General features: G+C 72.3%; 7 protein-coding genes and 1 pseudogene. 2 read left to right on the forward strand and 6 right to left on the reverse strand.

Annotation, left to right across the window (positions count from 1 at the left end; all coding sequences use genetic code 11):
• Positions 1–636 (reverse strand): tetratricopeptide repeat protein (locus tag ACTUAL_RS25810; RefSeq protein ID WP_440902067.1); only part of this gene is annotated, 636 nt, incomplete at its 3' end.
• Positions 637–798: 162 nt separating this feature from the next.
• Positions 799–1,251, reverse strand: a complete 453-nt coding sequence (locus ACTUAL_RS25815) for a hypothetical protein (protein WP_440902068.1) — start codon at positions 1,249–1,251, stop codon at positions 799–801.
• On the opposite strand from ACTUAL_RS25815, the gene ACTUAL_RS25820 reads away from it, so the two are divergent.
• Together ACTUAL_RS25820 and ACTUAL_RS25825 are read left to right on the forward strand one after the other, a co-directional pair.
• Positions 1,244–1,597 carry a glycosyl hydrolase gene (locus ACTUAL_RS25820; RefSeq protein ID WP_440902069.1) on the forward strand — a complete coding sequence of 118 codons (354 nt, stop codon included), beginning with the start codon at positions 1,244–1,246 and terminating at the stop codon, positions 1,595–1,597. The genes ACTUAL_RS25815 and ACTUAL_RS25820 overlap by 8 nt on opposite strands.
• A 29-nt stretch (positions 1,598–1,626) precedes the next feature.
• Positions 1,627–2,376 (forward strand): thaumatin family protein, encoded by a 750-nt coding sequence (locus ACTUAL_RS25825; RefSeq protein ID WP_440902070.1) that lies wholly within the window; start codon positions 1,627–1,629, stop codon positions 2,374–2,376.
• Positions 2,377–2,392: 16 nt separating this feature from the next.
• On the opposite strand, the gene ACTUAL_RS25830 is transcribed toward ACTUAL_RS25825, so the two are convergent.
• The 4 genes and pseudogenes from ACTUAL_RS25830 to ACTUAL_RS25845 form a co-directional block, all read right to left on the reverse strand.
• Positions 2,393–2,929: an IS5 family transposase gene (locus tag ACTUAL_RS25830; RefSeq protein WP_440902071.1), complete on the reverse strand. Its 537-nt coding sequence runs from the start codon at positions 2,927–2,929 to the stop codon at positions 2,393–2,395.
• Positions 2,901–3,128: a hypothetical protein gene (locus ACTUAL_RS25835; protein WP_440902073.1), complete on the reverse strand. Its 228-nt coding sequence runs from the start codon at positions 3,126–3,128 to the stop codon at positions 2,901–2,903. The genes ACTUAL_RS25830 and ACTUAL_RS25835 overlap by 29 nt, the downstream gene beginning before the upstream one ends.
• A 14-nt stretch (positions 3,129–3,142) precedes the next feature.
• A pseudogene (locus ACTUAL_RS25840) lies at positions 3,143–3,187 on the reverse strand (hypothetical protein); the annotation flags it as partial.
• 97 nt (positions 3,188–3,284) lie between these two features.
• Complete coding sequence (locus ACTUAL_RS25845; protein WP_440902072.1) at positions 3,285–3,926, reverse strand: hypothetical protein; 642 nt, start codon at positions 3,924–3,926, stop codon at positions 3,285–3,287.
• Between the last annotated feature and the right edge of the window lie 391 nt (positions 3,927–4,317).

Here is a 4,317-nt window from a genome sequence, read left to right on the forward strand (position 1 = left end):
GTTCTGCTCCCCCGGCTCCCGCCGCAGCGACGCGCGAAAGTGGTGCAGCGCCGCGCCCTGGTCACCCCGGCGCAGGGCGGCCCAGCCGGCGTTCGCCTGCACCGCGTGGTCGTCCGGCGCCAGCGTCAGCGCGCGGTCGAAGTCCGCCTTCGCCTCCGCGTGGCGGCCCATTAGCGAGCGCAGCGAACCGGCGGTCATCAGCGCGTCGGCGTCGTGCGGGGTGACCGCCAGCGCGCGCTCGGCGAACTCCAGCCCGTCGCGGTAGCGCTCGCGCGCCATCATCAGCCGGGCCAGGTGCAGCAGCAGCGGCGGCAGCTCCGGCGCCAATCCCAGCGCGATCCGCGCCGTCTTTTCCGCCTCGAACGGCTGCCTCTGCCGCGCCTGCACCAGCGACAGCACGTACCAGCCCATCGGCAGCACCGGATCGTGCGCCGTGGCCCAGAGCGCCTCTTCCATCGCCTCGCCGGCGCGGGCGGGGTCCTCCGCCAGGCACAGCGCCAGATAGGCGTGCAGCGTGGCGTTCTCCGGCTCGTCGCCCAGCGCACGGCGGAGCTCGCGTTCCGCCAGGGCATAGCGGCGGATGTCGAGCAGTGCCTGCGCGCGCGCCAGCCCCGGGTGCGTGGAATCCGCCTGCATGGCTACGGCCGCGCGCGGAGGCAGGGGTGTGTCATGACGTGAGCGGGGAAGGGGATGCGAAGCGCGATGGGGACGGCAGCCGCGGCGCCACAAGGTAGGGACGGAGGCGCGGTGAGGCTACGGACCCGGTCGCCCTCCGCCGCGATGTGGCGAGGCGTTGTCTCAGCAGGGACCGGGTGGAGAGAACGCGAGCAGCGCGCCCTGATACACCTCGTGGACCTCGGCGATGGGCCGGCCGTCGCGGCCGTGCACGATGGCGCGATGCTCGAAGAGCGCGGCGGGAATGGCGAGCGGACCCAGGCTCAGGCATGGTGACAGGGAGTAGGGCGAACGCTCCCACCCCTCGGCCAGCGGCGACCAGAGCAGCCGGGCGGAGAACGTCTGGCGATACGGCTCCAGCGGCGCCACCACGCGTCCGAATGGCGTGTCGCTGGTCTCCAGCGCCCGGTTCATGTCGGGCGTCAGCCGCCCGGGCAGATACCAGTTCTCCGCCTCGGAAACGACGTGGTCGCCGCAGCGAAGGCGCACGCGGCGGTACCGCACCACTTCGCCGTCATCGGCACGGAGCCGGTGGCGCGTTTCCGTGTCGGGGGCGCGCGGCTCGCCGGTGGCCACCTCCGCCACCACCCGCGGCTCCCGCGCCATCGCGTGGTCGCGGCACCACTTCTCCAGCGCGGCGGTCGGACACCTGCAGGGGTACCTGCAAGCGGTGCACAACCGGTACCGCAAGCCGATCTGGCTCACCGAGTACGGGTTGATCGACTTCACCGGGTCGCAGCCGCGCTACCCCGGTCAGGCGCAGCAGGCCGACTTCATCAGCCGCTCCGGGGCGATGCTCAACGGGTTGGGCTTCGTGGAGCGGTTCGCCTGGTTCTCGCTGTCGACGCGCACGAGCCCGACCGGGCTGTACGACGGGACGACGGCGAACACGTCCGGGGCCGCCTACCGGAACCTGCCCTGAGCAACCGCGAAACGCCTGTGGAGCAAGCGATGCGCAGACTGCTGTGCGCGATGACCGCGGTCGTCGCGGCGTTGGGGGCGCTCACGGCCGCCACCCCGGTGGCGACCGCCGCCGCCGATCACACCGTCACGTTCGTCAACCGGTCCGGCCGGACCGCGTGGATCGGCAGCACCGTCAACGCCGACGGCTCGAAGGCGCTGACCGGGTTGCCGACCTTGCAGAACGGCCAGTCGGCGACGATCACGATCCCCGAGTCGGCCGCGCCGAACCACTGGCGCGGCAAGTTCTTCGCCCGCCAGGCCTGCACCGGCGCGTCCGGCAGCACGTTCCGCTGCGAGGTCGCCGACTGCGGGCCGGTGGCGGACCGGTGCACGCTCGGCGAGCAGCCGGCGAGCCTGGCGGAGTTCAACTTCGACCGCGAGGACGGGCTGGCGCCCTGGTACAACGTCAGCTACGTCAACGCGTTCTCGCTGCCGATCACGATCGAGGCGCGGAACGGGGTGACCCCACCGGGTTCCACCGAGTGCACGTCGGTGGGCTGCCCGGAGAACCTGCTGCCGCACTGCCCGCCCGCGAACCTGACCAAGTGGGCGGACGGCAGGCCGATGCTGTGCACCAACCCGAACCGGGACGCGAGGACCGCCTACAGCAACGCGCTCTCCGCCCGGTGCGCCAAGGCGTACGCGTGGTCGAAGCACGACACGGAGCCCGGCAACCAGCTGGTGCGGCAGTGCCGCCAGTGCGCCGGGTTCACCGTGACCTTCCACGCGGTGGCGTGAGGGTTAGGGCATATCCTTAAAGCCAGGTGAGCAGGGTGGCCAGGTCGATCATGCCTCGGTATGAGGTGGCGGTCTTGTCGAAGCGGGTGGCGATGGCGCGGAACTGCTTGAGCCGGTTGAAGCAGCGTTCGACCACGTTGCGGCGTTTGTAGGCGGTGGGGTCGAAGGCCGGTGGGCGTCCGCTGGCCCGGCCTCGGCGACGCCGATTGGCCTGCTGGTCATGACGTCCCGGAATCGTGGCGGGGATGCGGCGCCGGCGCAGGTAGGAGCGGATGGCGCGACTGGAGTAGCCCTTGTCCGCGATCACCCGCCCCGGCCTGGTCGTCGGTCGTCCCGGTCCCGGCAGGTCGAACCGGACACCGGCCATGACCTGGGTGAACACGGTGCAGTCGTTGACGTTGCCGCCGGTCAGGACGATCGACAGGGCAGGCCGTGGCCGTCGCAGGCCAGATGGATCTTGATGGTGGGTCCACCTCTGGATGGTGGGTCCACCTCTGGCACGGCCGATGGCATGACCACCTGGTTCACTGTGCCCGCCGCACGACCCGACCACCCCCCGTGCGGGACGCGATCACGCTCGTGCGGCGGGCACCGGCGGCGTGCTGATGGGCCCGCACGATGCCGGAAACGACCGACACCTCGCGGTCGAACTCGTCGATCGCCTCGGCCATGACGCGAACCCCCGCCACGAGCGCGGTGAGGGTGCCGTCGCGCGCGACCAGCGCCAGAACCGGTTGTGGACCGTCTTCCAAGGCCCATACCGTTCGGGCAGGTCACGCCAGGCGACTCCGGTCTTGGCCTTGAACAGCATCCCGTTGATCACCCGACGGCCTGCCACTGCTCATCGGTCAACTCGTGCCTGCGAACCACAACCCAAGCTCAAAGCAGACCACCACCCGCTTTGAGGGCTAGCGCCTCCACAGGGTCGCGCGGAGGGTGACCGAGCGGCTGAACACGGTTTCCGGGCCGAGTGCCGCGACCACGACGAGCGCCACGGCACCCTCACCGGTCACCGCGCAGAGCCGCGCGCCGACGTCGACCTTCGTTCCGGGGCCGACCTTCTCCTGGCGGGAGATCGGGCTGGTGGTCGCGGCGTCCGAGCACTGCTCGGGCGTCGCGGCGCCCCCGGCGAACCCGACCGCGGCCCGGTCGTCGGCCAGCGTGGTGCTGAACTCGTCGGTGTCGGTGTGGTTGAACTCGGCGGACTTCTCCAGGGCGTCGGGGGCGGGCGCGCCCGCGGAGCGGACGGACGGCTTGTCGAGGTCAACGAAGGTCCGGACGCCCAGCGCCCCGGCGGGGAGCACCAGCTCCCTGTCCCGGTAGACCTCGGTGAACGCGGCCTGCGCGGTCGTGCCGGTGCCGCTCGTGGCCGAGGGCAGGCCGATGTCCCGCGCGGCCGAGGTGTCGGGCGCGGTTCCGCCGGTGGTCGCGGACGGGGTGGCGTCCGGCGACTGCGGCGCCAGCCAGGCGATCAGCGCGACGACCAGTCCGACGATGGCGAGCGCGGCGCTGGCGACCCCGGCCACGGCGCCGATCTTCTCCCAGTTCACGGCGTCCACCTCCCTGCGGTCGTCCTGCGGTCATTGTGGCGACCGGAGGCGGCGGGCACCCGTGGTTTTACCGGTTTGCCGGTGGTCCGCCCCCGTTGTTCGGCGCGCGGTGAGGACGGGCCGGAGCGGTGTGGGTGCGGGGCGGTGGGCCGGTGAGCGGGCGGCGTGACCGCGACTGGGGAGAACGTCTCCGCGCTCGGGAGGGTGGACGCGCGTGCGGCGCGGCGGCCCAGGTCCACCCGTTCAGACCAGTCCGTTCCGGTGACGGCGGACCGGTGGGGGCGGGTGCGCGGGAGCGGGCTGCGGGCGCGCGGAGGACGTCCGGCGGCGTGAACGACCGGACCAGCGCGATGACGACCACGGGCACCAGCTCAGGTGGCCGGCTGCGGGG

It is taken from the genome of Actinosynnema sp. (assembly GCF_052038725.1).